Annotated in this window: 23 protein-coding genes; 15 read left to right on the top strand and 8 right to left on the bottom strand. The window is 72.9% G+C overall.

Annotated features, from left to right (window positions below; translation table 11 throughout):
* The first annotated feature begins 21 nt into the window (after positions 1-21).
* Genes ACYVLJ_RS17320 through ACYVLJ_RS17310 form a run of 3 tightly spaced genes read left to right on the top strand, consistent with a single transcriptional unit; the run spans position 22 to position 2920 of the window.
* Positions 22-1137: a zinc-binding dehydrogenase gene (locus ACYVLJ_RS17320; protein ID WP_460439614.1), complete on the top strand. Its 1116-nt coding sequence runs from the start codon at positions 22-24 to the stop codon at positions 1135-1137.
* Positions 1134-2081, top strand: coding sequence for an aldo/keto reductase (locus tag ACYVLJ_RS17315; protein WP_460439353.1), 948 nt, complete (start codon positions 1134-1136; stop codon positions 2079-2081). The genes ACYVLJ_RS17320 and ACYVLJ_RS17315 overlap by 4 nt, the downstream gene beginning before the upstream one ends.
* Positions 2078-2920 (top strand): alpha/beta hydrolase, encoded by an 843-nt coding sequence (locus ACYVLJ_RS17310; RefSeq protein WP_460439352.1) that lies wholly within the window; start codon positions 2078-2080, stop codon positions 2918-2920. The genes ACYVLJ_RS17315 and ACYVLJ_RS17310 overlap by 4 nt, the downstream gene beginning before the upstream one ends.
* Here ACYVLJ_RS17310 and ACYVLJ_RS17305 read toward each other — a convergent pair.
* Complete coding sequence (locus tag ACYVLJ_RS17305) at positions 2904-4322, bottom strand: GMC family oxidoreductase (protein ID WP_460439351.1); 1419 nt, start codon at positions 4320-4322, stop codon at positions 2904-2906. The genes ACYVLJ_RS17310 and ACYVLJ_RS17305 overlap by 17 nt on opposite strands.
* Before the next feature lie 138 nt (positions 4323-4460).
* Here ACYVLJ_RS17305 and ACYVLJ_RS17300 point away from each other — a divergent pair, with 138 nt between their 5' ends.
* From ACYVLJ_RS17300 to hpaD, 6 genes are all read left to right on the top strand, one after another.
* The gene (locus tag ACYVLJ_RS17300) at positions 4461-5897 is read left to right on the top strand and encodes an aldehyde dehydrogenase family protein (protein ID WP_460439350.1); all 1437 of its coding nucleotides are present in this window, start codon (positions 4461-4463) and stop codon (positions 5895-5897) included.
* A gap of 77 nt (positions 5898-5974) precedes the next feature.
* Positions 5975-7393 (top strand): fumarylacetoacetate hydrolase family protein, encoded by a 1419-nt coding sequence (locus ACYVLJ_RS17295; RefSeq protein ID WP_460439349.1) that lies wholly within the window; start codon positions 5975-5977, stop codon positions 7391-7393.
* Positions 7375-8043 carry a GntR family transcriptional regulator gene (locus tag ACYVLJ_RS17290; RefSeq protein WP_460439348.1) on the top strand — a complete coding sequence of 223 codons (669 nt, stop codon included), beginning with the start codon at positions 7375-7377 and terminating at the stop codon, positions 8041-8043. Before ACYVLJ_RS17295 ends, ACYVLJ_RS17290 begins: the two co-directional genes overlap by 19 nt.
* A 16-nt stretch (positions 8044-8059) precedes the next feature.
* A complete protein-coding gene (gene dapA, locus ACYVLJ_RS17285; protein ID WP_460439347.1) occupies positions 8060-9007 on the top strand; it encodes a dihydrodipicolinate synthase family protein in 948 nt (315 codons plus the stop codon).
* The gene (hpaE, locus tag ACYVLJ_RS17280; protein ID WP_451973234.1) at positions 9004-10512 is read left to right on the top strand and encodes a 5-carboxymethyl-2-hydroxymuconate semialdehyde dehydrogenase; all 1509 of its coding nucleotides are present in this window, start codon (positions 9004-9006) and stop codon (positions 10510-10512) included. Before dapA ends, hpaE begins: the two co-directional genes overlap by 4 nt.
* On the top strand, positions 10509-11546 hold the full coding sequence (gene hpaD / locus ACYVLJ_RS17275; protein ID WP_460439346.1) for a 3,4-dihydroxyphenylacetate 2,3-dioxygenase: 1038 nt from the start codon (positions 10509-10511) through the stop codon (positions 11544-11546). The genes hpaE and hpaD overlap by 4 nt, the downstream gene beginning before the upstream one ends.
* Here the strand turns inward: hpaD and ACYVLJ_RS17270 are convergent.
* The 6 genes from ACYVLJ_RS17270 to ACYVLJ_RS17245 form a co-directional block, all read right to left on the bottom strand.
* On the bottom strand, positions 11529-13340 hold the full coding sequence (locus ACYVLJ_RS17270; protein ID WP_460439345.1) for a S9 family peptidase: 1812 nt from the start codon (positions 13338-13340) through the stop codon (positions 11529-11531). The two genes, hpaD and ACYVLJ_RS17270, sit on opposite strands and share 18 nt — an antisense overlap.
* 25 nt (positions 13341-13365) lie before the next feature.
* Positions 13366-14814: an FGGY family carbohydrate kinase gene (locus ACYVLJ_RS17265; RefSeq protein WP_460439344.1), complete on the bottom strand. Its 1449-nt coding sequence runs from the start codon at positions 14812-14814 to the stop codon at positions 13366-13368.
* Complete coding sequence (locus ACYVLJ_RS17260; protein WP_460439343.1) at positions 14811-15851, bottom strand: 2-hydroxyacid dehydrogenase; 1041 nt, start codon at positions 15849-15851, stop codon at positions 14811-14813. Before ACYVLJ_RS17260 ends, ACYVLJ_RS17265 begins: the two co-directional genes overlap by 4 nt.
* Before the next feature lie 21 nt (positions 15852-15872).
* Complete coding sequence (locus tag ACYVLJ_RS17255; protein WP_460439342.1) at positions 15873-16328, bottom strand: RpiB/LacA/LacB family sugar-phosphate isomerase; 456 nt, start codon at positions 16326-16328, stop codon at positions 15873-15875.
* Positions 16328-18022 carry a dihydroxyacetone kinase family protein gene (locus tag ACYVLJ_RS17250; RefSeq protein WP_460439341.1) on the bottom strand — a complete coding sequence of 565 codons (1695 nt, stop codon included), beginning with the start codon at positions 18020-18022 and terminating at the stop codon, positions 16328-16330. The genes ACYVLJ_RS17255 and ACYVLJ_RS17250 overlap by 1 nt, the downstream gene beginning before the upstream one ends.
* Before the next feature lie 70 nt (positions 18023-18092).
* Positions 18093-18782, bottom strand: coding sequence for an HAD family hydrolase (locus ACYVLJ_RS17245; protein WP_460439613.1), 690 nt, complete (start codon positions 18780-18782; stop codon positions 18093-18095).
* A 75-nt stretch (positions 18783-18857) separates the two neighbouring features.
* Here ACYVLJ_RS17245 and ACYVLJ_RS17240 point away from each other — a divergent pair, with 75 nt between their 5' ends.
* The 5 genes from ACYVLJ_RS17240 to ACYVLJ_RS17220 all read left to right on the top strand — a co-directional run bounded on the left by ACYVLJ_RS17240 (position 18858) and on the right by ACYVLJ_RS17220 (position 23620).
* Positions 18858-19475, top strand: coding sequence for a histidine phosphatase family protein (locus tag ACYVLJ_RS17240; protein WP_460439340.1), 618 nt, complete (start codon positions 18858-18860; stop codon positions 19473-19475).
* Positions 19476-19479: 4 nt separating this feature from the next.
* Entirely contained in the window at positions 19480-20271 is a 792-nt protein-coding gene (locus ACYVLJ_RS17235; RefSeq protein WP_460439339.1) for a DeoR/GlpR family DNA-binding transcription regulator, read from the top strand.
* An 82-nt stretch (positions 20272-20353) separates the two neighbouring features.
* Positions 20354-21691, top strand: a complete 1338-nt coding sequence (locus tag ACYVLJ_RS17230) for an MFS transporter (RefSeq protein WP_460439338.1) — start codon at positions 20354-20356, stop codon at positions 21689-21691.
* Complete coding sequence (locus ACYVLJ_RS17225) at positions 21688-23127, top strand: FGGY-family carbohydrate kinase (RefSeq protein WP_460439337.1); 1440 nt, start codon at positions 21688-21690, stop codon at positions 23125-23127. Before ACYVLJ_RS17230 ends, ACYVLJ_RS17225 begins: the two co-directional genes overlap by 4 nt.
* Positions 23128-23179: 52 nt before the next feature.
* Positions 23180-23620: an ATP-binding protein gene (locus ACYVLJ_RS17220; protein WP_451973240.1), complete on the top strand. Its 441-nt coding sequence runs from the start codon at positions 23180-23182 to the stop codon at positions 23618-23620.
* On the opposite strand, the gene ACYVLJ_RS17215 is transcribed toward ACYVLJ_RS17220, so the two are convergent.
* Positions 23599-24039 (bottom strand): DUF6292 family protein, encoded by a 441-nt coding sequence (locus ACYVLJ_RS17215; RefSeq protein ID WP_460439336.1) that lies wholly within the window; start codon positions 24037-24039, stop codon positions 23599-23601. The two genes, ACYVLJ_RS17220 and ACYVLJ_RS17215, sit on opposite strands and share 22 nt — an antisense overlap.
* Before the next feature lie 280 nt (positions 24040-24319).
* Here ACYVLJ_RS17215 and ACYVLJ_RS17210 point away from each other — a divergent pair, with 280 nt between their 5' ends.
* On the top strand, positions 24320-25627 hold the full coding sequence (locus tag ACYVLJ_RS17210) for an FAD-binding oxidoreductase (protein WP_460439612.1): 1308 nt from the start codon (positions 24320-24322) through the stop codon (positions 25625-25627).
* The last annotated feature ends 2 nt before the right edge of the window (positions 25628-25629 follow it).

Raw genomic sequence — 25629 nt, 5'->3', positions numbered from 1 at the left:
CTGTAGACTAAAAAGATGGCTCTGCCCACCCACACCGAGGCCGCCGTCCTCACCGGCCACCGCGCGCCCCTCGAACTGCGCGAACTCCCCCTGCCCGAGGAGCTGGAGCCGGGGGCCGCGCTCGTCCGGCTCACCTGCACCACGTTGTGCGGCACCGACGTCCACCTCTGGTCGGGGCAGATGAGCCTGCCCGGCATGCTGCCGATGGTGCTGGGCCACGAAATGGTCGGCGAAGTCGTCGCCACCGGACCCGGCACGACCGACACGCTCGGCCGCGAAGTCCACCCCGGCGATCGCGTCGGCTGGTCGGAGTCCACCTGCGGCACGTGCTACGGCTGCACGATCCTGCGTGAACCGGTCGCTTGCGAACGCCGCGGCTACGGGTTCCTCCAACGGTCCGACCGCTTCCCGTACGCCACCGGCGGCCTGTCGAGGTACTGCTACGTCACGCCCGGAGCGGCGAAGCTGCTGCTGCCGGACGACGTCGAGGACACCTGGGCATCGATGTCCGGCTGCGCGGGCAAGACCGTCCTGCGCGCCGTGGCGCGATCCGGCGGGGTCCGTCCGAACGCGACAGTCGTGGTCCAAGGAGCGGGCGCGCTCGGCGTGTTCGCCACGGCCGTCGCACGGCTCTGCGGCGCCGGAACGGTGATCACCGTCGGCGGCCCGGCGAGCCGCCTCGAGGTGGCCGAACGGTTCGGTGCCACGGCAACGGTCTCGGTCGAGTCCACTCCGGACGAACGCATCGAGCACGTCCGGGAGCTGACCGGCGGCCGCGGCGCGGACCACGTCTTCGACTTCGCGGGCGGTCCGACCGTCGGCGCCGAGGCCGTCGCCTTCGCCGCGCAGCGCGGGACGGTCGCGATCGTCGGGTCGACCGGCCCGGTCCCGTCGCCGGTGCCGCTGGGCACCGTGATGGGCAAGGAGCTGACGATGGTCGGTTCGCTCAACGGCGACATCGCCGACTACCACCGCTCGGTCGAGTTCTTCCGCGCCTTCGCCGGGCGGATGCCCTGGGCGGAGCTGTTCAGCGCGCCGGTCGGGCTGGCCGGCGCGTCCGCCGCCGTCGAGTCGATGTCCCGGCTCGGCGAGCTCAAAGCCGTCATCGACCCCCGACTGCCCCAGGAGACCCCGTGACGATCCCCCAGCGCCGCATCGGCCGCGACGGCCCGGCCACCGGTGTCCTGTCCCTCGGCTCGTGGCACACCTACGACCGCATGGACTTCCGCGAGGCCGTGACGCTGCTGCGGAAGGCCGTCGACGCCGGCATCACGCTGTTCGACGTCGGCGTGTACGGCCTGCCCGGCAGCCCGCCGGTCTTCACCGACGTCCTGTTCTCGGCCATGGTCCGGGCCGCCGGCCTGCGCCGCGAGGACTACCTGCTGTCGGCGAAACTGTGGCTCGAAGGCTATCCCGGGCACAGCTTGCGGGACCAGCTGGAGAACGCGTTCTTCCGCGCCGGGGTCTCGCACGCCGACCTGGTGATCCTCGGCGACCTGCGACGCGACGACACCGACCTGCACGCGCTGGTCACCGACCTGGCGGCGTTGCGCGATGCCGGGTTGATCCGCCAGTGGGGCGTCAACAACTGGTCGGCGTCGGCGATCAAGGCCGTCCACGAATTCGCCGTCGCGGACGGCGTCCCCGGCCCCGCCATCGCGCAGCTGAAGTACAGCGTCGCGCGACGGTCCATTCCGGACGGTGCCCCCTTCGAATCGGTGTTCTCCCGGGGCGTTTCGCTGCAGTCTTCGGACGTCTTCGAGGGCGGGGTGCTGCTCGGCAAGGGCGGCCGTCAGGTCGGCCGGGACCCGGGCGACGTCCGGCAGCGCATCGCCGGCTCGGCCACGGACCTCGCGAAGGTCGCCGAGAACGTCGGGGCGACGCCCGCGCAGCTGTGCCTCGCCTTCACCCTGACGCACCCGGCGAACACGACGACGTTGTTCGGCGCCACGAGCGTGCGGCAGCTCGAGGACAACCTCGAGGCGGTGGCGTTGGTGGAGCGGGTCGGCGCGGCCGCGCTGCGCGCGCTGGTCGAGCCGTTCTGGGCCGACCGCGACGTCGTCTCCCCGGAGGGCCCGTGACCGAGCTGTCCGCCGAGACGCTGCCCGCCGTCCGCGCGGCCCTGCGCGCGGACAACCTCACGCCCGAGGAGGCGATCGGCGACCGGGCCATCGTCTGGTCGGACCACCGGCTCGACGACGACGTCGTCGTCACGGTGCTGCGGCCGCGTGAGCCCCGGCCCGGCGCGCCGGGGCTCTACAGCATCCACGGCGGCGGCATGGTGATGGACGACCGCTTCGCCGACCTGCCGCGGCTGGTGGCGCTGATCGAGGAGTTCGGCTTCGTCTGCGCGACGGTCGAGTACCGGCTCGCCCCCGAACACCCGCACCCGACGCCGCTCGAGGACTGCTACGCGGGTCTCGTCTGGTTCGCCGGCTTCGGCTTCGACAAGCTGATCGTCGGCGGCGGCAGTGCGGGCGGCGGGCTCAGCGCCGGCGTCGCCCTGCTGGCCCGCGACCGGGGCGGACCGGCGCTGGCGGGTCAGCTGCTGCTGTGCCCGATGCTCGACGACCGCACGTCGGCGGACCTCCCGGACCTGGTGTGGACGAAGGCGGCCAACGACTTCGGCTGGCGCAGCCTGCTGGCCGGACGGACGTCGCCGTACGCGTCCCCGGCGCGCATGACGGATCTCAGCGGGCTGCCGCCGGCGTTCGTCGAGGTCGGCGGCGCGGAGCTGTTCCGCGACGAAGACGTCGCCTACGCCCAGCGGCTGGCGCGGGCGGGCGTCCCGACGGAACTGCACGTCTGGGCCGACGCGCACCACGGCTTCGACCGGTTCGCCCCGGAAGCCGAGGTGACGCGCGCCGCCCTCGCGGCCCGGTCCTCTTGGCTGCGGCGGCTGCTCAGCGGCCGAGGATGAACGTCGCGGCCCGCTCCCCCACCAGCACGGCGGGCGCGTTGGTGTTGCCCGTCGTCACGCGGGGCAGGACCGAGGCGTCCGCCACCATCAGCCCGCTCAGCCCGTGGACCGCCAGCGCCGGGTCCACCACAGCCGAGGCGCCGGTGCCCATGCGGCAGGTGCCGACCTGGTGGTGGTACGTGATGGCCGTCCGGCGCACGTACTCCCGCACGTCGTCCTCGGGGTACAGCCGGCGCGCGCCCCACTCCGCCAGCGCCGGAGCGGCGCCGACCGACTGGCACTGCTCCACCGACGCCACCAGGCTTTCGAAGTCGGCAGGCTCCGCGAGGGCGCCGAGATCGATCAGCGGCGAGCCGTCCGGCGCCAACCGCAGGCTGCCCCGGCTCTCCGGCGACACCATCCCGGCCATCAGCGAGAACCCCGTCGGCGGCCCGGACATCCACGGTTCGTACATCGGCACGCTGAAGCAGATCGGCTGGGTGTCCGGCACCGCGAGCCCGGGACGGCTGCGCCAGAACCAGTGCACCTGCGTCACCGACCGGCCGGGTGACGGCGAAACGTCGCGCGACGTCGCGAAGATGACCGGCGAAAGCAGGTGGTCGTGAAGGTTCCGTCCCACCGGCAGATCCGCGACGACGTCGATGCCGAGCGCCCGCAGCTCGTCCGCCGGGCCGACGCCGCTGCGCAGCAGGATCGACGGCGACCCCAGCGCGCCCGCCGACAGCACCACCAGGTCCGCGGACAACGCCCGCAGCTGACCGTCGATCACGGCCTCCACACCGGTCACGCGCGAACCCGAGAACCGCAGCCGGTGCACCAGCGCTCCCGTGTGGACGGTCATCCGCGAGGTCACCGGAGCACCGTAGGCCTGCCAGCTGGTGAAGCGGCGGCCGTCGCGCACGGTGACCTGCTCGACGGACACTCCGTCGAGGGAACCGCTGTTGTAGTCCGGGTTCACGGGCAAGCCGACCTCGCGGCAAGCGTCCATGACGGACTGCTGGACGGGATGCAGCGGCGAGTTCGGGACGACCTCGAGGAGGTCTTTCTCGATGCGAGAGAAGACCGGCTGGACGTCGGCCCAGGTCCAGCCGGGCAGGCCCCAGCCGTCGTAGTCGGCGGGCGCGCCGCGGACCCAGATCATCGCGTTGAGCGCGTGCGACCCGCCGAGCACCTTGCCCCGCGGCAGGTGCAGCCGACGCCCACCCGCGTGCGGCTGCGGAACCGTGTACAGGTCCCAATCCTCCGGCCCGTGCCACAGCTCGCCCGCCCGCGCCGGGTCGTGGATGGCGGGGTTGTCGTCCGGGCCGCCCGCCTCCAGGAGTGTCACCGCCGCGCCCGCGTCCACCAGCCGACGCGCCACCACCGAACCGGCCGAGCCGGCACCCACCACGATCACGTCCATGCGGCTCAGCCTGGCGTGAACGCCCGGGAACGAAACGGATCCCTTCGCCGTCGGTCAACGGGCATGCGTGAGCGGACAAGACCCGCGGCGCCGGGCCGCCCGATACTCGGCTCACCCAAGGCCGAGGAGGAACCCGGGATGGCGACACGCCTGTGCATCGACGGACAGTGGACCGAGGCCGGCGGCGGGACGATCCCGACGCTCGACCCGGCCACCGGCCGCGTGCTCGAAGAGGTCGGCACCGCGTCGCGGGCCGACGTCGACGCGGCCGTCGCGGCGGCCCGGCGCGCCCTGACCGCACCGGAGTGGGCCGGGTTGCTGCCGGTCCGGCGAGCGGCCCTGCTCTTCCGGCTGGCCGACCTGCTCGACGAGCACCACGAAGAGCTGGCCCGCCTGGAAACCCTCGACCAGGGGCAGCCGATCGGGGTGTCCCGGCAGGTCAGCGCGACCGGCGCGGCCGAGCACTTCCGCTACTTCGCGGGCTGGGTGACGAAGCTGCAGGGCACCACCAACCCGGTGTCCTTCCCGGACACCCTGCACTACACGCGCCGCGAGCCCGTCGGGGTGAACGCGCTGATCACGCCGTGGAACTTCCCGCTGATGATCCTCGCTTGGAAGCTCGCCCCGGCCCTGGCCACCGGCAACACCGTCGTGATCAAACCCAGCGAGGTCACGCCCCTGACGAGCATCCGGCTGGTCGAGCTGGCCCACGAAGCCGGGATCCCCGCGGGCGTGGTCAACCTCGTGACCGGCGACGGCACGGTCGGCGCGATGCTCGGCGAACACCCCGACGTCGACCACCTCTCCTACACCGGCTCGACGGCCGTCGGGAAGCTGATCACCGCGGCGAGTGCCGGGTCCAACCTCAAGCGGCTCACCCTGGAGCTCGGCGGCAAGGCCCCGAGCATCATCGCGGCCGACGCGGACATCGACGCCGCCGTCGCCGGCAACCTCGCCGGCGCGACGCTCAACACCGGCCAGGTCTGCGCCGCCTACACGCGGTTCTACGTCGACCGGAAGCGCGAGCAGGAGTTCGTCGAAAAGATGGCGCGCGGCCTCGACAGCCTCAAGCTCGGCCCGGGCGTCGAGGAGACCACCCAGCTCGGCCCGCTGGTGTCCGCGAAGCACCGCGAGCACGTCGACTTCCTGGTCGGCACCGGCCGCGAACAGGGCGCCGACCTGGTCACCGGCGGCCGGCCGGTCGACGGCGAAGGCTTCTTCTACACCCCGACGCTGTTCGCGGGCGCCCGCGACGACATGGCGATCATGCGCGAGGAGATCTTCGGCCCGGTCCTGGCCGTGACCGCCTACGACGACGGCGACGAGCTCCTCGGCCGGGCGAACGACACCGAGTACGGCCTGGCCGCGACCGTGTGGACCCGTGACCTGCGGACCGCCCAGCGCTACGCCGACGGCATCCGGGCCGGCGCGGTGTTCGTCAACATGCCGCCGATCCCGGACATGGCGGCGCCGTGGGGCGGCTACAAAGCGTCCGGCTGGGGTCGCGAAATGGGCCCGTGGGCGCTCGACGCCTACACCGAGACGAAGTCCGTCTGGCTGCACTACGGGACCTGAACGGGGGTTCCCCCACGCCATAAATCGTATATCATTTGAGATATCTTCCCGAACCGGCAGGCAGGCAGGAACCACGGATGACCAGCATCGCGCGGCCCGGCAAGATCATCGCGCTGCACCTCAACTACCGCTCCCGCGCCGCCCAGCGCGGCCGGGTGCCGGAGCAGCCGTCGTACTTCCTGAAGCCGCCGACGTCCGTCGCGGCGAGCGGCGCCGTGCTCGAACGCCCCGCCGGCACCGAACTGCTCGGCTTCGAAGGCGAGATCGCGCTGGTCATCGGCCGCACCGCCCGCCGCGTCTCCCCCGAGGACGGCTGGTCGTACGTCGGCGGGGTGACCGCGGCCAACGACTTCGGCGTCTACGACCTGCGCTACGCCGACAAGGGCAGCAACCTGCGGTCCAAGGGCGGCGACGGCTTCACCCCGCTCGGCCCGGACGTGCTGCCCGCCGCGGAGATCGACCCGGCCGCGCTGCGGCTGCGGACCTGGCACAACGGTGCGCTGGTCCAGGAGGACACGACCGCCGACCTGCTGTTCGACTTCGGCCGGCTGGTCGCCGACCTCTCCCAGCTGATCACCCTCGACCCCGGCGACGTCGTCCTGACCGGCACGCCCGCGGGCGCGTCGGTCGCCATCCCCGGCGACGTCGTCGAGGTCGAGGTCGACACCGCCGGGCACACCACCGGCCGGCTGGTCACGAAGATCGCGGAAGGGAGGGTCCCGTTCGGGCCGTTCGGCGCCCTCCCTCGCATCGACGAGAAGCAGCGCGCGGACGCCTACGGGACGCCGCCGGCGGAGTTCGAACTGACCCGACAGCTGCGGGAGAAGATCGAATCCGTCGGTACCGCAACGCTTTCCGCCCAGCTGCGCAAGCACGGGTACGACGCGGTGTCGATCGACGGGCTCACCTCCACCCGGCCGGGTACGCGGCTCACCGGCCGGGCCCGGACCCTCCGCTACCTGCCCTACCGCGAGGACCTGTTCGAGAAGCACGGCGGCGGCTACAACGCGCAGAAGCGCGCGATCGACGCGCTCGGCCCGGGTGACGTGCTCGTCATGGAGGCTCGCGGGGAACGCGGCACCGGGACCGTCGGCGACATCCTCGCGCTGCGCGCGCAGGTCCGCGGCGTGGCCGGGATCGTCACCGACGGCGGCGTCCGGGACCTCGCCGCGGTGTCCGCTTTGGACATTCCCACCTACCACGCCGGGCCGCACCCGGCGGTGCTCGGCCGGCGGCACGTGCCGTGGGACGTCGACGTCGCGATCGCCTGCGGCGGCGCGGCCGTGTGCCCCGGCGACGTCATCGTGGGCGACGGCGACGGCGTGCTGGTCATCCCGCCCGGCCTGGTCGAGGAGATCGTCGACGCGGCCGTCGAGCAGGAGCTGCAGGAGACGTTCATCGCCGCGCAGGTCGCCGCGGGCGAGCGCGTCGAGGGCCTCTACCCGATGGACGAGCACTGGCGCGGGAGGTACGCCGAATGGCTCGCGAAGCGGTGAACGGCGCCGCGATGAGCAAGTCGCGGATCGCCTACGAGTGGATCAAGGCCCGGATCGCCGACGGCACCTTCTCCCCCGGCTTCCGCCTGGTCCTCGGCCAGCTCGCCCAGGAACAGGGCGTCAGCGTCGTGCCGATCCGCGAGGCGATCCGGCTGCTCGAGGCCGAAGGGCTGGTGACGTTCGAACGCCACGTCGGCGCGCAGGTCGCGATGGTCGACGAGCGCGAATACCAGCACACCATGCAGACGCTCGCGCTGGTCGAAGGCTATGCCGCGGCCCTCGCGGCACCGCTCCTGCCGCCCGGCACCTTGGCCGGGGCGCGTGCGTTGAACGCCGAGCTGGCCGACTGCCTCGGCCACTTCGAACCGGCCCGGTTCACCGCGCTCAACCGCGACTTCCACGCCGTGCTGTTCGACCCCTGCCCCAACCCGCAGGTCCTGGACCTGGTCCGGCGCGGCTGGGACCGGCTCAGCGGGCTGCGCACGTCGACGTTCAGCTTCGTGCCCGGCCGCGCCCGCGAATCCGTCGCCGAACACGAGCACATCCTCGGCCTCCTCGACCGCGGCGCCCCGGCGGCCGAGATCGAACGCGCCGTCCGCGAACACCGGCTGGCCACCCTGACCGCGTTCCTCGCCCACCGCCACCCCTGACAGCGAAAGGGAACCCATGCGCTTCCGCTCCGACCCCCAGGCCATCCGCGGGTCGATCGCGCCGCTGATGACGCCGTTCACCGCCGAGGGCGCCGTCGACCACGACGGGCTCGTCAACCTGGTGCGCTGGCAACTCGCCTCGGGCACGCACGGCATCTCCATCGGCGGCTCGACCGGCGAACCCGGCTCCCAGACGGTCGCCGAGCGCGCCGAGGCGATCCGGACCGTGGCCGGCGAGGCCGGCGACCGCGTCCCGTTCGTCCCGGGCACCGGCTCCGCGAAACTCGACGAGACCTTGGAACTGACGGCCCTCGCGCGGGACGCCGGGATCGACGCGGCACTGGTCATCACGCCGTACTACGCGCGGCCCACCCAGGACGCGCTGTTCGTCTGGTACCGGACGGTGTGCCGCGAGTTCCCGGACCTGCCGATCGTCGCCTACAACGTGCCGAGCCGGACGGCGGTCGACCTCGCGCCGGAGACGGTGGCGCGGTTGTTCCGCTCGTGCGACAACTTCGTCGGCATCAAGGAGACGACGAAGGACTTCGAGCACTTCTCCCGCGTGTTGCACCAGTGCGGACGGGAACTGCTGGTGTGGTCCGGGATCGAGCTGCTCTGCCTGCCGCTGCTGGCCCTCGGGGGCGCCGGGTTCGTCAGCGCGACGGCGAACATCGCGCCGGCCGCGTGCGCCGAGATGTACACCGCTTGGCAGTCGGGCGACCACGAACGCGCCCGCGAGATCCACTACGGCCTGCACCCGCTGGTCGACCTGCTGTTCGTCGAAACCAACCCGGCACCCGGGAAGTGGGTGCTCGAGGAGCGCGGGCTGATCGCGTCCGGGCACGTCCGGCCGCCGCTGATCCCGCCGACCGAGGCCGGCGTCGGCCGCATCAAGGACCTCATGGCCGAAGGCGCGAAGTACCTCTCGCCGACCGAAGGCTTCACCGTGAAGGGAAAAGAATGACCCACTACGTCCCGGAAGGACTGCCGGGCGAGCTGAAGCACTACATCGGCGGGCAGCTCGTCGACAGCGTCTCGGGGAAGACGTTCGACGTGCTCGACCCGGTGTCGAACACCCCGTACGTGACCGCGGCCGCGGGCCAGGCCGAAGACATCGATCGTGCCGTCGCGGCGGCACGCACGGCGTTCGCCGACGGGCCGTGGCCGCGGATGCTGCCGCGGGCCCGCGCGCGGGTGCTGAACAAGATCGCCGACGCCGTCGAGGCCCAGGACCGGCGGCTCGCCGAACTCGAGACGTTCGACACCGGACTGCCGATCACGCAGGCGCTCGGGCAGGCGCAGCGCGCGGCCGAGAACTTCCGGTTCTTCGCCGACCTCGTCGTCGCCCAGGCCGACGACACCTACCAGGTCCCCGGCCGGCAGGTGAACTACGTGCACCGCAAGCCGGTCGGCGTCGCCGGGCTGATCACGCCGTGGAACACGCCGTTCATGCTGGAGAGCTGGAAACTCGCGCCCGCGCTGGCTTCGGGCTGCACGGTCGTGCTCAAGCCCGCCGAGTTCACGCCGCTGTCGGCGAGCCTGTGGGCGTCGATCTTCGCCGAAGCAGGCCTCCCGGAGGGCGTTTTCAACCTGGTCAACGGCTTTGGTGAGGAAGCAGGCGACGCGCTCGTCAAGCACCCGGACGTCCCGCTGATCTCGTTCACCGGCGAGACCACGACCGGGCAGACGATCTACCGCAACTGCGCGGCCGGGCTCAAGGGCATGTCGATGGAGCTGGGCGGCAAGTCCCCGGCGATCGTCTTCGCCGACGCCGACCTCGACGCCGCGCTCGACTCGACGTTGTTCGGCGTCTTCTCGCTCAACGGCGAACGCTGCACCGCGGGCAGCCGCATCCTCGTCGAGCGGCCGATCTACGACGAGTTCTGCGCGCGGTACGCGGAGCGAGCGGCGAACATCGTCGTCGGCGACCCGCACGACCCGGCCACCGAAGTCGGCGCCCTCGTGCACCCCGAGCACTACGAGAAGGTGATGCGGTACGTCGAACTGGGCAAGTCCGAAGGGCGGCTGCTGGCCGGCGGCGGACGTCCGTCCGGTTCGGACACCGGCAACTACGTCGCGCCGACGGTGTTCGCCGACGTCCCCTCCACCGCGCGGATCTTCCAGGAGGAGATCTTCGGGCCGGTGGTGGCGCTGACGCCGTTCGACACCGAGGCCGAAGCGCTGGCGCTCGCCAACGACGTCAAGTACGGCCTGGCCGCGTACCTGTGGACGTCCGACCTGCGGCGGGCGCACACCTTCGCGCAGTCGGTCGAGGCCGGGATGGTCTGGCTGAACTCGCACAACGTCCGCGACCTGCGGACGCCCTTCGGCGGGGTCAAGGCGTCGGGTCTCGGCCACGAAGGCGGCTACCGCTCCCTCGACTTCTACACCCACCAGCAGGCGATCCACGTCTCGCTCGGCCCGGTGCACACCGCCCGGTTCGGCGCCGACGGGAAGGAACGATCATGACTCCGCCGGACATCCTTCGCTGCGCGTACGCCGAACTCGTCGTCACGGACCTGGCAGCGTCACGCGCGTTCTACGTCGACGTGCTCGGGCTAGTCGTGACTCACGAGGACTCTTCGGCGTTGTACCTGCGGGCGTTCGAGGAGTACCTGCACCACTCGCTGGTGCTGCGGAAGGGCCCGACGCCCGCGCTGGCCGTGCTGGCCTACCGCGTCCGCGGCGCCGCGGACCTCGATCTCGCGGAGGCCTACTACCGTTCGCTGGGTGTTCCGGTGCAGCGCCGCCCGGCGGGTGCGACCCGCGGCATCGGGGAAGCGGTGCGCGTGATCGACCCGCTCGGGTTCCCGGTCGAGTTCTTCCACGAAGCCGAGCACGTCGAGCGGTTCACGCAACGCTACGACGTCCACGGCGCTGGCGCGCTCTCGCGACTGGACCACTTCAACCTCGACACCCCGGACGTCCCGGCGGCCCGGAAGTACTACGAGGACCTGGGTTTCCGCGTGTCCGAGGACATCCAGGACGACGACGGCACCGTGTACGCGGCCTGGATGTTCCGCAAGCCGACGGTCCACGACGTGGCGCTGACCGGCGGCGACGGCCCGCGGCTGCACCACATCGCGTTCGCGTCCCACGAACGGCACCAGATCCTGCACATCTGCGACCACCTGGGCGCGCTGCGCAAGCCGGGCATGATCGAGCGCGGCCCGGGCCGGCACGGCGTCTCGAACGCGTTCTACCTCTACGTCCGCGACCCCGACGGGCACCGCATCGAGATCTACACCCACGACTACTACACGGGCGACCCCGACAACCCGGTGATCACCTGGGACGTCCACGACAACCAGCGCCGCGACTGGTGGGGCAACCCGGTGGTGCCGAGCTGGTACACCGACGCGTCCGTGGTGCTGGACCTCGGGGGTTCGGTCGCCCCGGTCGTCCCCCGCGCCGAGCCGCGCGAAGCCGACGTCACCATCGGCGCGGACGGGTTCTCCTTCGGTCGTGAAGCGGCGGAGTTCAAGCTAGGCGAGCAGGTCTGAGAACCAGGCACGGGTGCGGCGCAGGACGTCGAGCTGGGGGTCGCGTCCGCGGATCGAGTGGCCTTCGCGCGGGTAGACGACGAACTCGTGCGGGCGGTCGAGCAGCGCCCGGTGCAGGACTTCGGCCTGCGACAGCGGGACGTTCGTGTCGTCCTCGCCGTGCAGGATGAGGACCGGCGTGCGGATCCGGGCGGCGTGGGTGATCGGGCTGTTTTCGCGGCCGCCCAGTGCACCGTCGAACCGGGTGAGTTCGCCGGTCACGGCCAGCAGTGGCCAGTCGGTCACGCCCGCGCCGACGAGCGCCGCGGCGAAGCGGTCGGTCTGCGTGACGGCCCACGCGGCGAAGAACCCGCCGTGGCTCCAGCCGCCGATACCGAGCCGCGCCGGGTCGGCGATGCCCCGCTCGACGAGCAGGTCGATGCCGCTGAGGACGTCGGTGAACTCGGCGCCGCCGACGTCGCCTGCGACGCTCACCGCGAACGCGTGCCCGTGCCCCCAGCCGCCGCGGGGGTTCGGGAGGAAGACCGCGAAACCGGCCGTCGCCAGCCACTGGCCCGAGGGGAACCAGCCCAGGTTGAGACGGTCGGAGTACCGGTCGTCCGGGCCGCCGTGGATCAGGGTGACGAGCGGGAGCGGCCCGTCGTGCTCCCCCGGCGGGAGGATCAGGAGGCCGTCGAGCTCCAGGCCGTCCGAAGCCCGGTAGGAGAGGCGTTCCTGGGTGCCCCAGCGGATGTCGCCGAACTCCGGCGCGGTCTCGCTGAGCCGGGTCAGCGGGCCGGTGGCCGGTCCGGCGTGGACGTCGTCGGGCTCGGTGCCGGTGCTCACGACCACCGCGACCCGGTCACCACGGACGTTCAGGGCCCCGACATGCCCGCGAACCCTGGCGAGTTCCGGAAAGGCCGGGTCGAGCGGCCGGATCGTCGTGTCGAGGCCTTCGGCGAACAACACGAGCGGCCGGCCGTCATCGGCCTGCGCCAGCTCGAGCGGACAGATCTCCAGCCCGGCGGTGAGGTTCTCGCCGTCGGCGAGGACCGCGGTCCCGCCGATCAGACCGGGCGGGGTCACGCCCAGGTACGCGAGGCGCCAGTCCGTCCCGTCGAGCCACCACACCGGCGAGGTCGCGTCGAAGGCGGGCGGGTCGAGATCGCGCGTCGCGCCGGTGCCGAGATCGACGACGTGCAGGCCGGGTTCGAAGCTGCCGGGTTCGCGGTCGGCGCCGGACCAGGTGAGCACGCCCAGCGCGCCGCCGTCCTGGCGGACGGCGACCTCGCGGACGTGCCGGGAGCCGAGCTCACCGAGCGGGACGACCTCCCCGGTCGGCAGCTCGAGCCGCCACAGCCGGGCGCGGCGGGCGACGGTGTCCCAGACCGGGCGCCCGGCCGCCGAGACCACCCGGACCCGCGGATCCGGCCGGTCCCCTGCTTCCGAGGCGATCAGCACCACTCCGCTCCCGTCCGGCAGTGGCTCGAAGCCGTCGATACCGGTCGGCCACTTCGTGAGCCGTTCGGGCCCGCTGTCGTCCACGCCGATCCGGTGCAGCTGGGACGTTTCTTCGTGCCCGGCAAGGAAGAACACCGAGCCGGAGTCCGCTGCCCAGCGCGGCTGGTCGCCGGTGCAGGGCAGCCGGCGCGGTGGCGTGCTGCCGTCCGAAGGGACCAGCCACAGCGCGGTCACCGGGTGCGGTCCCACCCGCCCGACCGGGGCCGTCACGAACACGACCCACCGGCCGTCCGGGGAGATCCGCGGGGTCCGGGGTACTTCGCGGTCGGCTACCGCCTCTGCCGTCAGAGTCACCGGGCCCAGTCTGCCCGGCTTCGGCTCAGAGCCGCCACAAGCCGCGGGCCGCGCCCAGTGCCTCCTGGTAGTCCGCGTAACCCTGCTCGTACACCTCCCGCTGCTCCGGGCGGTGTTCGACGACCCGGGTCGTCGACGACCAGAGATCCCGGTCGACCGGAGTGCCCAGCGCCTCGGCCGCCGTCACCACCGCGCCGCAGGCGCCCACGCCCGGGTCGCCCGGGATGTGGATCGGGCGGCCGAGGACGTCGGCGAAGATGCGCAGCCATTCCGCGGACCGGACCCCGCCGCCGCACGCGTACAGGCGGCCGGCGAGGCCCGCCGCTTCGAAACAGTGGCGGGCCGCGTACGCGATCGACTCGCACAGGGCCCGGACCAGCTGCGGGCGGCCGGTTTCCAGGCTCAGCCCGGAGAACGTCGCCCGCGCGGCCGCGTCCACGAACGGCGCCCGCTCCCCCGAAGCCGACAGGAACGGCAACGCCCGCACCCCGCCCGCGCCCGGCGTGCTCTCCGCGAGCATCGGGCCGATGTCGGTGACCGCGATGCCGAGCAGCGCGCACATCCAGTCGATGCCCGCGGTGCCGACCATCGCGGGCATCGCCCTCAGGTACTGGGATTCGTCCGGCGTGCACAGGAACATGCCCGCCGGCTCGCCGTCCGGGTCGAACCGGGTGTCCGCCGTCAGCACCTGGCACGCCAGCGTCGTGCCCGCGGTCAGGATGCCGTCGCCCGGCTCGCGGACGCCCGCGCCGATCGCACTGGCGGGCAGGTCGAACGGCCCCGCCGTGACGGGCAGGCCCGTCGGCAGGCCGAGCAGCGCGGCCCCGGCGGAACCGAGCTTGAACACCGACCGGGAGGGGGCCGGCTCCGCCAGCAGGCCCCGGCGGTGGGTGAGCCCGCACGCCGCGATCGCTTCGTCGTCGTAGCGGCGGGTGACGGGGTCCAGGAACGGCAGCGACGCGTCCGACGCGTCCACCGTGATCTCCCCGGTCAGCCGCTGCAGCACCGCGTCGACGCAGTAGCCCGCCACCGCCGCCCGGTCGAGCACCTCGGGTTCGCAGGTGTCCAAATAGGACAGCAGCGCCGCGGCGCACCCCGGGAACATCCCGGACGCCGTGCGCCGGAACACCGCCCGGGTCACCCCGTCGGCCTGCCACTTGGCGAGCAGGGTGTTGGCGCGCCCGTCCAGCCACGAGATCGCGGGCCGGACCGCCTCCCCCGCCTCGTCGCGCAGCCACAGCCCGTCGCCCTGGCCGGTGAGCGCCAGGGCCGTCACCGGGCGGTCCAGACCGGCCGCGACCTCCCGGACCACGGTGACGACCGTGCCCACCACCTGGTCGAGGTCCTGCTCGACCAGGCCGCCGGGCAGGTGCCGCACCGCCGAAGGCGTGCATGCGCTCGCGATCGACACGCCGGCGTCGTCGAAGACGACCGCCTTCGTCAGCGAGGTGCCGATGTCGACCCCGATGATCACGGCCGCGCCCCGAGGACCTCGGGGTTGGCGAGGTTCGCGAGCCGCTCGCCCCGCGCGTACCGGCCGACCTCGGCCGCGACGATCGCGGCCGCCCGCTCGGCGGTCTGGCGGCTGCACCCGGCCAGGTGCGGTGTCGCGATAACGTTGGGCGCGTCGCGCAGGGCCCAGTCCGCGGGCGGGGGTTCGACGTCGTAAACGTCCAGCGCCAACGCCCCCAGCCGGCCCGACCGGAGCAGGCCCGGCAGCGGCGCGTAGTCCAGCAGACCGCCGCGAGCGGTGTTGACCAGGATCGCGCCCTCGGGCAGCAGCGCGAGCTTTCCGGCGTCGATCAGGTGGCGCGTCTGCTCGGTCAGCCGCGCGTGGAGGCTCACGACGAAGCTCCGCCGCAGCAGCTCGTCGAGCTCGACGACGTGCGCGCCGTCCGCCTCGATCGCCGCGGGGTCGGCAAACGGGTCCGCGACCAGCACCTCGGCGCCGAACGCGACCAGAACCTTGGCCACCCGCGAGCCGATCGCGCCGTAGCCGACCAGCCCGACCGTGGTGCCGCCGATCTCCAGGCCCGCCTGGTCGTAGGCGTAGTAGTCGCCGCGCCAGGTCCCGGCCAGCAACTCGGCCGACGACGTCGAGATCCGCCGCATCGCCGCCAGGATCATGCCGACCGCGAACTCCGCGGCCGCACCGGCGTTGCGGCCCGGCGCGTACGTCACCGCCACGCCCGCCTCGGTCGCCGCGGCCAGGTCGACGTTCACCGGGCCGCCCCGGCACACCGACACCAGCTTCAGCCCCTCGGCCGCGGCGAAGACCTGCTTGGTGAACGGCGCCATCTGGGTCACGGCCACCTCGGCCGCGCCGAGCGCCTCGATCACCTGCTGTTCGGTGCCGCTGGCCTCGTGGACGGTGCCGACCGGGCCGAAGGGCTCGACCGGCCACGGCAGCTTCAGCTCCGCGACGTCCGCGTCGCCGCCCAGCTCCCGCCGGACGGCGCCGGCGAGCAGCGCCGGACCGACGAAATGGTCTCCCGCAGCGAGAATCCGCACTGATCCGCTCCTTCTGCCCGGCTAGTGGGCGTTTTCGTACTCGGTGATGTGCGCGACCTTCGACGCGCTGGGCGAGGCCGGGTCGAACCGGTAGCCCACCCACTCGGCGACGATCCGCTTCGCCAGCTCCGGCCCGACCGCGCGGGCCCCGAACGTGATCACCTGGCAGTCGTTGGACTTCACCGACCGCTCGGCGGAGTACGAGTCGTGCGCGACCGTCGCCCGCACGCCCGGCACCTTGTTCGCCGAGATCGCCATGCCGATCCCGGTGCCGCAGACCAGCACGCCGCGGTCGGCCTCGCCCTTGGCGATCGCCTCGGCCGCGGCCAGCCCGAGCAGCGGGTAGGCCCGGTCGTCGGCACCGTCGGTCACGCCGAGGTCGGTCACCTCGGTGACCCGTCCGTCGGCGAGCAGCAGGTCACGCAGCTCGTCCTTGAGCGCCACCCCGGCATTGTCCGCCGCCACCACGATCCGCATCAGTCCTCCGTCCTTTCCAGCGCGTCCCCGGCCGCCGTGACCAGCAGCGAGAACGAAACCGCGCCCGGGTCGGCGTGGCCTTCGCTGCGGGCGGCCAACCGGGCCGCCCGGCCCTTGGCCGGCCTCAGGTGCGCCGTCTCCGCCGCCGCGGTGACCGCCGCCTGCGCGGCCTTGCGCCACGCCTGCGGCACGTCGGCCCCGCCGTCGGCATGCTCCCGCAGGGCCGTCCGGAACGGCACGATCGCGTCGAGCATCGTCTTGTCCCCGGGCTCGGCGCCGCTCAGCTCGGTGAACGCGCGCACGGCGCCGTCCACCGCGTCCGCGAGCCGAGCCGCCGTGATCGCGCCACGGTCCACTGCGCGCAGGCCGGCGCCGGTTTCGGTCAGCAGCACGCCGTACAGGGCGCCGGACGCGCCACCCGCGGCGTCGGCGAACGCGGTGCCCGCCGAGAGAAGAGCGCCCGAGACGCTGTCGTCGTCGCGGCGCGCGGCCGCCACGGCCGCCCGCATGCCGCGGGTCATGCCCAAGCCGTGGTCACCGTCCGCGGCGACCGCGTCGAGCCGGCCCAGTTCGGCTTCGTTTTCTTCGATCACCCGCAGGGCCGCCGTGAGCATCCGGTCGACGATCCCTTCGCCCGCCGGCACGTCCGCGAACAGCTCGTCCACTGTGGACTCGAGAGGCACCTGCCGGAGTTCCGGGCCCGTGGACCGGTATCCCGGCGTGTCGCACGGTGCCGCGTACAGCTCGGCCAGCTCGTCGTCCAGCACCAGGATGGACAGGGACACGCCGGCCATGTCGAGCGACGTGACGAACTCGCCGACCTCGGTGTGCACCGGGCTCAGCCCGGCGGCGGCCAGCCGCTCGTGCACGCGGGTGTAGGTGACGAACATTTCCTCGTACTTGGTCCGCCCGAGCCCGTTCAGCAGCGCGACCACCCGGCCGTCGCCCGCCGGCAACTCCGGCAGCAGGCCGTCGACCAGCTCGTCGGCCAGCTCTTCCGCCGACAGCCGGCCGACCGTGCGGACGCCCGGTTCGCCGTGGATGCCCAGGCCGAGCTCCATTTCCGCCTCGTCGACGGTGAACAGCGGCTCGGCCGCGCCAGGCAGCGTGCAGCCGCCGAACGCCACGCCGAAGGTCCGCGTGCGGGCATTGGCCTTCTCGGCCAGCGCGTGCACCGAAGCGAGGTCGTCGCCGCGCTCGGCCGCCGCGCCGGCGATCTTGAAGACCAGGAAGTCCCCCGCCACCCCGCGCCGACGCTCGGGGCGCTCGGCGGGGCCGCTGGCGATGTCGTCGGTGACCAGGATCGTCCGGCTGTCCACGCCTTCGGCCGCCAGCCGTCGCGCGGCCAGCCCGAAGTGGAGCACGTCGCCCTGGTAGTTGCCGTAGCCGAAGAGCACGCCGCCGCCCTGGTCGGCCGCCAGGGCCGTGCGGTAGACCTGCTCGGCGCTGGGGCTGGTGAAGACGTCACCGACCACCGCGCCGTCGGCGAGGCCCGGCCCGACCAGCCCGGCGAACGCGGGGTAGTGCCCGCAGCCGCCGCCGATCACGACCGCGACCTTCCCCGGCCGCGCCGCCTCCGGCCGCCGGACCACGCCGTACGCGTCCGGGACCTTCCGCACCTGGCGGCCGTACGCCGTGACGAACCCGTCCAGCCACCGCCGCTTGAACGACTCCGCCGTGCCCAACGTCGTCATGACGCGCCCCCGGCGGCGTGCGCCGTGACGAACCCGTCGAGCCACCGCTGCCTGGCCGTACCCAACGTCGTCATGGCGTGCCCCCGGCCGCCACCGGCTCGCCCGCCAGGCAGGCCAGCAGCCTGCGGCGGACCTCGTCGTTGTCGCTCGCTACCGCGCCGGCCAGCTCGAGGGCGGCCGGTTTCGGGGGGTAGGCCGGGTTCGGCAGTGCGATCACCGTCATCCCCGCCGCGGCCGCCGCGCGGATGCCGTTGCCCGAGTCTTCGACCGCCAGGCAGGCCTCGCCCGCGCGGCCCAGCCGCCGCGCGGCCTCCAGGTACACGTCGGGGCTGGGCTTGCCGCGGGCCACCTCGGCGCTGGACACCGTCGCGGTGAACTCCCCGGTCAGGTCGTGGGTGGCGAGCACCGCGTCGATCACCCGGCGCGCGGCCGAGGACGCGAGGGCGACCGGCACGCGGGCACTCACCTCGCGCACCATCTCCCCCGCCCCGGGCAGCAGCGGGGCGTGCCCCGCCTCGATGGCGGCGATCATCCCGTCCACCACCGCGTGTTCCGCCTCTTCGGCCCGCTCGGGCACGCCGCACCGCTTCGCCAGGTAGGCCGACCATTCCGGCGCGCTCATGCCCTGGGCCGACGCGGTGTCCTCCGCCGTCCACTCGATCCGGTGCCGCGCGGCGTACGCGACCCAGTTCTCCTCCCAGAGGTGTTCACTGTCGACGAGCACGCCGTCGAGATCGAACACCACCGCGTCGAGCACCATCCGCACATCCCCTTTCACGTCTGCGATGTTAAGTTAACATCGTCGATGTGACGTTCGCAAGACCCGAGGAGGGCCGTGACCACCCGACTGCTGGTGACCAGGCACGCGCAGACCGTCTGGCACGCCGAGAACAGGTACGCCGGGAGCAGCGAGGTGGAGCTGACCGCGGAAGGCCTGCACCAGGCCGAGGCGCTCGCCGACTACGCCCGGCGCGTGCGCCCGGACGCCGTCCACAGCAGCCCGCAGGACCGTGCCCGCCGCACCGCGCGGCCCGCCGCCGAAGCGCTGGGGCTCACCGCGCAGGTACACCCGGACCTGCGTGAGGCCCACTTCGGCATCGCCGAAGGCCGGACGCGCGACGAAGTGGGCGTGACGGATCCGGACGCGGTCGCCCGCTTCCTGCGCGACCCCGTGGCGGGCGCGTTCCCCGGCGCCGAGCCGCCGGCCGACGTGGCGGCCCGCGGCGCCGGCGCGCTGCCGGCGATCATGCCCGCCGCCGACGGCACGACCGTGCTGGTCGTCGCCCACAACACCCTGCTGCGGCTGACCTTCTGCGCCCTGCTGGGCATCCCCCTGCCCACCTACCGCACGGTGCTGCCACGGCTGGACAACGTCGCCGTCACCGAACTGGAGATCGGCGGCGGACGCACCGCGCTGCTTGGGCTCAACCTGCCGGTCACCGCGCGATACTGAAGCCATGGCCAGTGACAAACCGGGCGGCGCCCACTCCCGCGACAGCCGCCAGCAGATCGTGGTCGACCACGTCTTCCACACCGGCTCCGCTTCGATCGCCGACCTGGTGGAGCTGACCGGGGTCAGCCACATGACGGTGCACCGCGACGTCGACGAGCTCGCGCGGCGCGGCCTGGTCCGCAAGTACCGCGGCGGGGTCTCGGCGATGCCGTCGACGGTCTTCGAGAGCAACGCGGAATACCGGATGAACGCCCACGCCGACGCCAAGGCCGCGATCGCGCACAAGGCGCTGGCGCACGTCGAGCCGGGGATGTCGATCCTGCTCGACGACTCCACGAGCGCGCTGGCGCTGGCCAAGCTGCTCGGCGGGGTCACCCCGCTCACCGTGGCCACCAACTACGTCGAGGCGATCCAGCAGCTGAAGCTCCTCGAGGAGCTGCGGCTGATCTGCATCGGCGGCGACTATTCGAGCACCCACGACTCCTTCCTCGGCATGCAGAGCCTGGAGGCGATCGACCGGCTTTCGGTGGACGCGGCGTTCGTTTCGACGTCGGCGATGACCACCGAGCTGACGTACCACCAGGAGCCGGAGATCGTGATGATCAAGCGGGCGATGCTGGCCGCCGCGCGGCAGAAGGTGCTGCTCATGGACGCGAGCAAGCACGGCCGCACCGCGCTGCACCGGCTCGCGCCGCTGAGCGAGTTCGACCTGGTCGTGGTGGACGCCGCGACCGACCCCGCGGTGCTCGACGAACTGCGCAGCCGGACCAAGGTCGAGGTCGCCGACGCTTCCTGACACGGACGAAATCTTCGTAACATCTTGCGCGTGAAGTTCACACGGTTCATGATACGTCGGAGTCGACGTCATGGAGGCGTGCATGAACCAGACGACAACACCGCAGTTGTCCCCGCCGGCGAGCGGGTTCGCCCGGCTGCTCACGCGCTGGGGGCTGCCGGCACCCTTGTTCCTCGGCTACGCGGGCCTGCTCCTGTTCATGGTGGGCGACGGGGTCGAGTCCGGCTTCATCGCGCCGTTCATGGCGGGCAACGGCGCCGGTACCGACATCAAGGCGTCCTACGTCATCACCGTGTACGGCGTGGCCGTGATGCTGGCGTCGTGGATGTCCGGCGCCCTGTCCGACCTGTGGGGTCCACGCCGGGTGATGCTCGCCGGCCTGGCGATCTGGCTGGTCTTCGACGCGCTGTTCCTCGCCGTCGCCGTGGCCGGGCACAACTACACCCTGATGCTCGTGTTCTACGGCATCCGCGGCTTCGGCTACCCGATGTTCGCCTTCGGGTTCCTGGTCTGGATCACCGCCGTGGCGCCGGTCGCCCGGCTCGGGGCGGCCGTCGGCTGGTTCTACTTCGCCTTCACCGGCGGGCTGCCGACGCTCGGCGCCCTGGTCGCGAGCGTGACCAACCCGGTCTTCGGGCACTACGGCACGCTGTGGGTTTCGGTCGTGATCCTGGCGATCGGCGGGCTCGTCGCCGTGCTGGGCGTGCGGCAGCGCACCGGGTTCTCGCGGCTCGCACCGCCGGACGTGAAGCCGGTGCAGAGCCTGGTCTCCAGCGTTTCGATCGCCTGGAAGAAGCCCCGGATCGGGGTCGGCATGCTCGTGCGCGTCATCAACACCGCGCCCGAGTTCGGCATGCTGGTGTTCTTCCCGACGATCTTCATCAGCAAGATCGGGTTCGGCGAGGGCCGCTGGCTGCTGCTGGTGTCGGTGATCTACGGGACCAACATCTTCTTCAACCTGATCTTCGGCCTGCTCAGCGACCGGATCGGCTGGCGCACCACGATCTTCTGGTTCGGCGCGGTCGGCTGCGCGATCTCGATCCTGCTGCTCTACTTCGTCCCCGTCGCGCTCGGCGCCCAGTACTACTGGGTGGCGCTGCTGGTCGGCGCGCTCTACGGCGCCACGCTCGCCGGGTTCGTCCCGATCTCGGCCTTGCTGCCCTCGCTCGCACCAGACCACAAGGGCGGGGCGATGGCGCTGCTCAACCTCGGCGCCGGCGCGGCCGCGTTCGTCGGGCCGGCGATCGTCAGCCTGTTCCTCGGCCCGCTCGGCGCCGCGGGCGTGGTGATCATCTTCGCGGTGCTGTACCTGGTCGCCGCCGCGATGGTGCGGTTCCTCAAGCTGCCGGAGGAAACCGAACGGGCCGTCGCCGAGGACGCTAGCCTGCAGCAGGCCGGTCAGAAGGTCGCGACGGCGTGAGCGACCTGGTCACCGTCGGGATCGACGTCGCCACCGCCGGGGCCCGCGCCCTGGCGGTGCGCGACGGCGAGGTCCTGGCCACCGCGTCCCGCCCGCTGCCCGCGCCGGTCCACGACGGCCGGGGCCGCAGCGAGCAGGACGCGCGGTCGTGGTGGCCGGCGGTCGAGGCCGTCCTCGGTGAGGTGACCGGGCAGCTGCCCCACGGCGGCGCGGAGGTCGCCGCGGTCGCGGTGGCCGCGACGTCGGGCACCATCGTCGGGGTCGACGCCCGCGGCGAGCCCGTCGGCCCGGCGCTGATGTACGACGACCGGCGCGGTGCGGACCACAACGCCAAGGCCGGCGAACTCGGCGCCGCCCGCTGGCGGGCACTCGGCTCCGGGGTGCCGCCGACGGCCGCGCTCGGCCGGATCGCCTGGCTCGCGGACGACCCCGCGGTCCGCGGCATCCGGCACACGCCGGACCTGATCGCCGAGCGGCTGACCGGCGGGCCGGTGGCCACGGACTGGTCACATGCGCTGAAGAGCGGGTACGACCCCCTCGTAGGCGAATGGCCCGGCGAAGTGTTCGACGCGCTGGGCGTGCCCGCCGCGCTCCTGCCCGAGGTGGTCGCGCCGGCGTCGGTGCTGGGCCGGGTCCGCACGCCGGTGGCCGGCCTGCCCGCCGGCTGCGCGGTGGTCGCCGGGATGACCGACGGCTGCGCCGGGCAGCTCGCCGCCGGTGCCGTGGCACCCGGCGCCTTCGTCGGCATCCTCGGCACGACCTACGTGCTCAAGGGCGTGACGACCGAGCTGGTCCCGGACCCGACCGGGGTGCTCTACAGCCACCGCCACCCCGACGGCTGGTGGCTGCCCGGCGGGGCGTCGAACACGGGTGGCGAGGCCGTCGCGGGCGCACCGGGGCTGGCCGGGCTCGACCGCGCGGCCGCCGGGCGGGGGCCCGCCGGGGTCGTCGCCTATCCCCTGCGGCTCACCGGCGAACGGTTCCCCTTCTCCTGCGCCGACGCCGGCAGCTTCGTGCTCGGCGAGGCCGCCGACGACGTCGAACTGCACCGCGCACGGCTGGAAGGCGTCGCGTTCGTCGAACGACTCGCGCTCGACCACCTGCGCCGGCTGGGCATTCCGGTGTCCGGGCCGCTGCTCGCGGCCGGCGGGGGCAGCCGGAGTCCATTGTGGACCCGGGTCCGGGCCACCGTGACCGGGCTCGGCGTCCGGGTCGCGCGCACGGCGGAGACGGGCTACGGCGCGGCTCTGCTCGCCGCGGGCGGTGTCGTGCCGGGCGGGCTCACCTCGGCGCGCCCCGGCCCGCCGGAGGGCACGCTGGTCGAGCCCGATCCAGGCGAGCGGGACGCCCTCGAGCTGTCGTACCGGCGGTTCTGCGCCGCGCTGCGGGAACGTGGCTGGATCGACGAGGACCTCTTCCGCCAGGCGACCCGCTGACCCATCCGCGGCCCGGCCGACGACGAACCCCTCCGGAGGAGGTGCCGCGGCGATGGAGGCAACGGGTGGGGAGACGGAGTGGGCCCTCGCGGTCGAGCAGCTCGTGCTGCGGGTGGCCGCGTCGGCCGAGCTGAACCTGGACCTGAGCGCGCGGCCCCAGCCACGCCGGGTCCGCGCGACGGTCGCGAGCTGCCTCGGCTTCGGCCGGCCGCGCGACGAGCCGCTCGGCGCGGTGCTGCTCGTGGTCGACGAGCTGGTCGGCAACGCCTACCGGCACTCGGCCGCGCCCTCGCGGCTGCGGGTGACGCGCGAGCCGCGAGGCCTGCTGGTGGAGGTGGCCGACGGGGACGACTCGGTCGAGCAGGTGGCCTCCGGTGACGGCCACGGCCTGCGGCTGGTCGACCAGCTCTCGAACGCCTGGGGCGTCCGTGCGACGCGGGAGGGGAAGGTCGTTTGGGCGCTGGTGCCGGTTCACCTGTTCCGCGAGCGCTGACCGGCCGCCGGAACCAGCGCGGACAGCAGTTGCTCGTGCTCGCCCGCCTCCCGCAACGCCGGCGCGTCGAGGGCGCCGACGTCCGGGTCGCCGGCCCGCACCGCCGCGAGGAACCGGACCACCGCGCGGGGTTCGGGAACCACCTCGCCGCCCAGGTAGGTCAGCACCGTCGCCCCGTCGGCGTCCTCGACCGCCGCGCCCCAGCCGTGCCGTTCGTCCCAGACCAGGGCCAGGTCGTGGCGGGGGAACCGGTCGAGCCGCCAGTCGAGGGCGATGTACGCCGACGCGGGGGTGCCCGCGTCCAGGGTGCAGGACTCCAGCCCCACCCCGACGGCCCGGGCCACCTCGCCCAGGTAGCCGCGCAGCCGCCGCTCGAACGAGAACTCCGTGTCACGCCCCAAGTCGATCAGAATGCTCAACGCCGCCTCGCTTTCCCCGCTCCGCCGCGGGATCCCCGCGGTCCGGGCGCCGGATACCCCGCGTCCCGCGCGGTCAACCACGAAGATCCGAGGGCCGCGCAGCTGCGGGTTCCCACCTCGCGGGACGCCCGGGCTTTCCTCACTCGGAGGGCACGATGCGGCGGCCCTTCGCGTGAGGCAGGATCAGGTGGTGACCACCCAACGGGCCGGAGCCGCCGAAGCCCCGGCCTTCCCCGAACACGAAGCCCGCGTCGACGCCCTGCGGCGGCAGCTCACCGCGATGAGCGGCGAGAGCACCGTCCGGCTGGCGAAGCGGACGTCCAACCTCTTCCGCTCCCGGGCCCGGACGAAGCACCCGGGACTGGACGTGTCGGGTTTCACCCACGTGCTGCGCGTCGACCCGGAGAGCCGTACCGCCGACGTCGAAGGGATGGTCACCTACGAGCAGCTCGTCGACGCCACGCTGCCGCACGGCCTGATGCCCCTGGTCGTGCCGCAGCTGAAGACCATCACCCTCGGCGGCGCGGTCACCGGTCTCGGCATCGAGTCCTCCTCCTTCCGCAACGGCATGCCGCACGAGTCGGTGCTCGAACTCGAGGTGCTCACCGGGGACGGCCGGATCGTCGTCGCCCGGCCGGACAACGAGCACCGCGACCTCTTCCGCGGCTTCCCCAACTCCTACGGCACGCTCGGCTACGCGCTGCGGCTGCGGATCGTGCTGGAGCCGGTCAAGCCGTTCGTGCGGCTCCGCCACGTCCGGCACCACGATCGCGAGAGCTACTTCGCGGCCCTCGGCGAGATCTGCGCGAAGGGCGAGTACGACGGCGAGCACGTGGACTTCGTCGACGGGACCGTCTTCGGCCCTGACGAGCTCTACCTGACCCTGGCGAACTTCACCGACACCGCGCCGGCGACCAGCGACTACACCTGGCTGGACATCTACTACCGCTCGATCCGGCGCCGCGAGACCGACCACCTCACCGTCCGCGACTACCTGTGGCGCTGGGACACCGACTGGTTCTGGTGCTCCCGCGCGTTCGGCGTCCAGAACCGGCTGCCGCGGCTGCTGCTCGGCCGCCGGTTCCTGCGGTCCTCGGTGTACTGGAAGGCCGTCGCGCTCGACCGGCGGCTCAAGATCGCCGAACGGCTGCTGAAGCTCCGGCGCCTGCCGCCCGAAGAGACCATCGTGCAGGACATCGAGGTTCCGCTCGCCCGCGCCGCGGAGTTCCTCGAGTTCTTCGAACGGGAGATCCCGATCAGCCCGGTCTGGATCTGCCCGCTGCGCCAGCGCCCGGGCGGCGTCCGCTGGCCCCTCTACGAACTGGACCCCGACGAGCTGTACGTCAACTTCGGGTTCTGGTCGGCCGTGCCCCTCGACCCCGGCGAACGCGACGGCGTGCACAACCGGATGATCGAAGCCGAGGTCACCCGGCTCGGCGGGCACAAGTCGCTCTATTCGGACAGCTTCTACTCCGAAGACGAGTTCTGGCGGCTCTACAACGGCGACGCCTACCGCGAGCTCAAGCGCGGCTACGACCCGGACGGGCGGCTGCTCGGGCTCTACGAGAAGTGCGTCCGCCGCAGGTGAAA

Source organism: Amycolatopsis stemonae (genome assembly GCF_054781455.1).
This window is presented reverse-complemented; position numbering and strand designations above follow the sequence as displayed.